Source organism: Rhodococcus sp. CX, assembly GCF_015865005.1.
In the GTDB taxonomy this organism is placed as follows: Bacteria; Actinomycetota; Actinomycetes; order Mycobacteriales; family Mycobacteriaceae; genus Rhodococcus.
On the sequence record NZ_JADZGH010000242.1, the window covers coordinates 1 to 5,348 of the forward strand.

3 protein-coding genes and 1 pseudogene are annotated in these 5,348 nt (G+C 66.7%); 2 read left to right on the top strand and 2 right to left on the bottom strand.

Annotated features, from left to right (window positions below; genetic code table 11):
• Nucleotides 1-190: pseudogene (locus I0Q12_RS26550) on the bottom strand (hypothetical protein); the annotation flags it as partial.
• Nucleotides 191-342: 152 nt separating this feature from the next.
• Between I0Q12_RS26550 and I0Q12_RS26555 the strand changes: the two are divergent.
• Both I0Q12_RS26555 and I0Q12_RS26560 read left to right on the top strand, forming a co-directional pair.
• A complete protein-coding gene (locus tag I0Q12_RS26555; RefSeq protein WP_197256295.1) occupies nucleotides 343-1,452 on the top strand; it encodes an NDMA-dependent alcohol dehydrogenase in 1,110 nt (369 codons plus the stop codon).
• 119 nt (nucleotides 1,453-1,571) lie between these two features.
• Entirely contained in the window at nucleotides 1,572-1,835 is a 264-nt protein-coding gene (locus I0Q12_RS26560) for a GlsB/YeaQ/YmgE family stress response membrane protein (protein WP_197256297.1), read from the top strand.
• A 135-nt stretch (nucleotides 1,836-1,970) separates the two neighbouring features.
• Here I0Q12_RS26560 and I0Q12_RS26565 read toward each other — a convergent pair.
• The coding region (locus I0Q12_RS26565; protein WP_197256299.1) for a patatin-like protein at nucleotides 1,971-5,348 on the bottom strand (3,378 nt) is incomplete at its 5' end.

Here is a 5,348-nt window from a genome sequence, read left to right on the forward strand (position 1 = left end):
CCCGATCATGGGCGCCGGCGCTCGGGGACTGCTTGCCGTGAGCGCGGCCGGCCCACTCCAGCAGCTCGAAACGCCACCGATCGGCGATCCCGAGGCACCAGCGGAACGCCCCGCCCACGAAACCGATCGCGATGCCCGCCACGAGGGCGGCCGCGCTCACGGCAAGCAGTCCCCGAGCGCCGGCGCCCATGATCGGGACGCTAGCACCGGGACCCGGGTGGTCGTGCCGGGTTCGGCGAGCCGGACGAAACGCGTACTCTCCGACCACCGGGCAATCGATGTGATCCATGACACACTGAGTCGGGGGGTGACCGGTCGGTTGTCGATCCGAGGAGATGAACGATGAAGACCAAGGCGGCAGTGCTGCTCGAAACTGGACGACCCTTCGAAATCATGGAACTCGACCTCGACGGGCCCGGCCCGGGCGAAGTCCTCATCAAATACACCGCAGCGGGTCTGTGCCATTCCGATCTGCACCTGACCGACGGCGACCTGCCGCCGCGTTTCCCGATCGTCGGTGGCCACGAAGGCTCCGGCATCATCGAGGAAGTCGGGCCGGGCGTCACGAAGGTCAAGCCCGGCGACCACGTCGTGTGCAGCTTCATCCCGAACTGCGGCACCTGCCGCTACTGTTCCACCGGCCGGCAGAACCTGTGCGACATGGGCGCCACGATCCTCGAAGGCTCCATGCCCGACGGAACCTTCCGGTTCCACTCCGGTGGTAAGGACTTCGGTGCCATGTGCATGCTCGGCACCTTCTCCGAACGCGCCACCATCTCGCAGCACTCGGTCGTCAAGGTCGACGACTGGCTGCCGCTCGAAACCGCGGTGCTCGTCGGGTGCGGGGTTCCGTCCGGGTGGGGCACCGCCGTGTACGCCGGGGATGTGCGACCCGGCGACATCGTCGTCATCTACGGAATCGGCGGACTCGGCGTCAACGCCGTGCAGGGTTCGGTGCAGGCAGGCGCGAAGTACATCGTCGTCGTCGACCCGGTGGACTTCAAACGGGACACGGCCCTGAAGTTCGGGGCGACTCACGCGTACGCGACGGCCGAGGAGGCCGCGGAGAAGGTCAGAGAGCTGAGCTGGGGGCAGGGCGCCGACGCCGCGCTGATCCTCGTCGGGACCGTCGACGAGGAAGTCGTCTCGGCGGCCACGTCGGTCGTCGGCAAGGGCGGCACCGTGGTCATCACCGGCCTGGCCGATCCGGCGAAGCTGACGGTGCACGTGTCCGGGGCGGAACTGACCCTGTTCCAGAAGACCATCAAGGGATCGCTGTTCGGCTCGGCCAATCCGCAGTACGACATCGTGCGCTTGCTGCGGCTGTACGACGCCGGGCAATTGAAACTCGACGAGCTCATCACCACGAGGTATACGCTCGAAGAGGTCAATCAGGGTTATCAGGACTTGCGGGACGGAAAGAACATCCGGGGCGTCATCATCCACGCGTGAGCGTCGGTGCGGGAACGATTTGCACGAATTTTCCCAGCTGTTCCGGTCGTGTCGCTATCTTCATGATCATCGGTGACATACCGTCCGTATGGCTCATGTAGGACGGAAAGGAGCTCGCAATGATTGGCAACATCATCGGGACGATCATCTTCGGTGCGGTCATCGGGGTGCTCGCCCGCTTGGTGATCCCGGGCAAGCAGGCGATGGGCTGGGTGATCACCGTCGTGCTCGGCGTCGCGGGCGCCCTGATCGGCTACTGGGTGTGGGAGGGTCTGCTCGACAAGGGCAACACCAGCGGTATCGACTGGATCCGCTGGTTCATCTCCATCGCCGCAGCCGCCGTGCTGACGCTCGGCTACACCTCGCTGACGAGAAACAAGTAGCGCTTCGGCGCACGCGCCGACCGGATTCGCGCCACAACCGAATTCCACGGTCGCCGTACCGCTCCGATCGAGGAGCGGTACGGCGACCGTGCGTGCAGAGCCGGAATGAGGGACATCGGCGCTCGTCCACGGTGGTCACGCGGTCTCCGGGGATGGCTCGGCCCGCCGGACGGACAGGGCGACGAGCAGCGCCCAGAACGCCATCGCCAGCAGAATCCACACCAGAATCAGGGTTTTCCACGCCGGGTGTGCGCCGGTCGGGTCGAACCCGGCGGATTCCGTACCGTACAGGTTCGTGAATCCCCAGATCACTGCGGTCGATACACCTGCGGAGGCGAGGACGGCTCCTACGGGCAGCATCCATCGAACTCCTCGTTCGTGCGCGCGCCACGCGTAGTGCCAGGCGGTGAACTGCGAGGCGATCATCGGTGCTGCCACAGCGACGGCTGCCGCCGCAGCAACCGCGGGCCAGGGCCAGCTGCTGCTGGGTATCTGCCAGTCCCGCCCGACCCACAGCAGGATCCCGATCGCGGCGATCCCCAGGACCCCCACCGTGAAGCGGGAATGACGCCATTTCCAGAATCTGTGCGTCGCACACACCAGAACGAGCACCATGCCGAGCAGTGCGGGTAGCTGTGCAAGGGACATCGCTCGGCCGGTCATCATCGCGGTGAGCATCCCGAGCGCGAGCATCGACACCAGCATTCCCCACGGCGCGAGGATGGCCAGGAGCAGCGGCAGGATCGCGAGCGGTCCCGCGGTGACACTGGTCGCGGCATAACCGAGTTTGCTCTTCCAGCCGGCAGGGAACAGCGCACCCAGACCCACCAGCGCCAGTTGCAGCTGGGTCCGGCGCAGATCCGGACGGCGCAGGAGGTCGGATACCGATTCTTCGCCGACGTCCGCGAGGAGTTTCAGCGCCGGCTTCGGGTCCTCCGCCACCGTTCGGGCCGGTGTGCGCAACTCGCGGCCGGTCGAGCTCGGGGGCCGGTCCTTTCCGGACTTGCGCTCGTGCAGCTTCCTGAGGTGTGCGAGTTCGTGCTCGAGGATGTCCCAGTGCAATCGTGTGGTGATCGCGGCGACGACCTTCTCCGGTGGGTTGTCGGCATACATGCCGTTCACCCATTCGCGGTTGAGCAGATCGCGGAACGGGCCGCGTTCGGGGGCACCGGCGAAGAACAGTGCGCGCAGCGTCTCGGCATCGATGTTCGCGGTGCGGTCCCGCGTGGCGACGAGGCGAACCAGACTCTGGGCGCTGTCCATCCGCCCCCACAACCAGTCGTTCTGGCGCCACCGCGCGCTGAGAAATGCGGCGAAGTTTCCGATCTGGTTTCCGTTGAGCTTGCGGGAGATTCGTTCGGTCTCCTTCAGTTTCTCGCCGTAGATCCGATCCTCGAGCGGGCTCTGCTCTGCGGCGGATGCGACCACCAGCTTGGGTGCGACCGAGGCTCCCAGCGGATCCGGCCGCGACGGGCCGGTGACGATCTCCAGGCGGCACAGCGTGTGGTCGGCCCGCGCTGTGTCGGTGGCGCGCCGCAGGACCGTGAGGAGAGGGTCGGTCCGGACCGATCCGGGCGGAAGGAATCCGTTGACGAGATCAGCGACGGATACCGTCTGCGCGACGATTCCGTCCCACAGGGCTCCGTAGGGATCGGCCTTCCAGGTGACCGCGTCCGGGGGTGTCCGCGGTGCCGGCGGCACTCCCGCGGCGGCGGCCGCCGCGTGCCGCGTCCACGTGCGCCAGTGCGATCGCTTCGTACCGCGGTCGGGAAATGCTTCGGGATACTCGAAATCCGGTTTGTTGGACGCCTTTTCGAGCAGGGAGTCGGGCTTGCGCCAGGGTTCGCGGGTGATGGTGTCGAGCAGGACGCGGTCGCGGTGGGCCACCGTCACTTCGCAGGTGAAGCGCAAGGTGTAGATCTCCTTGCGCAGTTCCGACATCTGTTCGCGGAATTGCTCGTCCTGTTCCCGGAATTGCTTGTCCAGCTCGTCGAAGCGCTCGGTGTCCCGCGGGTAGGGGTTCTGCCGTGTCTCCTCGAATTGCCTTCGCGCCGTCTCGGTTTGCCGCAGCGCATGCAGCAACAGCGTGACTGCTCTCGCGGCGACCAGTGGGGTGCGTGCGCAGCGCCCGACGTTCGATTCGCTCACTCTCTCGTCCGGCAGGACGAGTTTCTTGGCGTCCGCGTCGCCGACGGGGGCGAGGGGTCCACCTTTGGACTGGTCGTAGGCTGCGAACGCCGCGAGCAGCGGCTGTTCGGTATCGGGGATCGGCAGGGGGTCCAGGCCGACGATTGTGAGGGGCGCACTCGCCAGTCGCTGCAGCCTGCGTACTTCGGCGCACCCCACGGCCGCTCGATAGGCGTCGATCTGTTCGATGCTCGGGGCGCGCTCCGGTGCATCGAGGTCGGGATCGATGCCGAGAAGGACAGCCAGCTCGCGACGTTCCGCGGCGACGAGCTGGCGGAGGTTCTCCTCGTCGTCGAGGATGGATTCGGAGTTGTTCTTCAGCTGTGAGGTCTGGAACAGCGACCGCAACATCCGCGTCGCGGACCGGGTCTGCGGCGGATTCTCCACATTGTTACCGGGATCGGGCTGCAGGTAGAGCAGCCACCGATTGACGGCCTGGTCTGCGGGCATTCCCGCGACCGCGCGTACCGCCCAGGTCAGCGGAACGTTGTCGAGCACCCCGCCGTCGATCAGCTCGATATCGGAGTCCTTGGGATTCTTCGAATCGGAGCGTGTTTCGGAACTGACGCCGTGGACGTTGGGTGCTCCCGTGTCCCTCGTCAGGGACTTCTGCGGGTAGGGGTTCACGGTCGCGGGTTCGAATGCGCCCGGGAACGACGACGTGGTGCGCGCGACGTACGCCATCTGTTCGGCGTCGTCGAAGTCGTCGAAACCCTGCAACTCGCGGGAGCGACCCTGGTAGCGGAATCGGAAGAACGCTCGCGACTCGGTGGCACCGAGGCGGGGGCCGGCACCGGGGAACACGGCGTCGGTACGTGGCCGCAGCCGTGTGGCGGTGACGAGCAACCGGAGGGGATGGTTCGCCTGTGCGCACGGAACGCCGTCATTGTCGAGCTGTTCGAGCGCCTTCCGGACCTGAGGGAAGAAGTAGTCGTCGCCACGCAGCAGCGACTCGTGTCCGTTCCACAACGGCCGGCGGGCCAGGTCGCCGAGGTCGCCCAGCCGCAGCCACATGTCCCGGACGTCGTCCCCGAAGCCGGCTCCGCGCGCGAGGTGCCACCCGAGCAGGACACCGTTCAACCCGCCGGCGCTGGTGCCCGCGATGACGTCGATCTCGACCGGCTCGCTGTACCCGCATTCCTTCAGCAATGCCTTGTAGACCTTCGCGCCGGCGGCGCCGTCCACGAATTCGTCCGGGATTCCGAGAGAACCCTGTCGCAGTCGGACCAGCTCCCGGCAGGCCCCGCCCATCCAGACCGCCAAGCTCACGCCGCCGCGCATCGCCACGGCGATGCGGAGTTGGCGAGCGTAGGTCTGGGACGAGTC

Coding starts and splice junctions, on each gene's coding strand:
- I0Q12_RS26560 (WP_197256297.1), top strand. CDS start 1,572: ATGATTGGCAACATCATCGGGACGATCATCTTCGGTGCGGTCATCGGG.
- I0Q12_RS26555 (WP_197256295.1), top strand. CDS start 343: ATGAAGACCAAGGCGGCAGTGCTGCTCGAAACTGGACGACCCTTCGAA.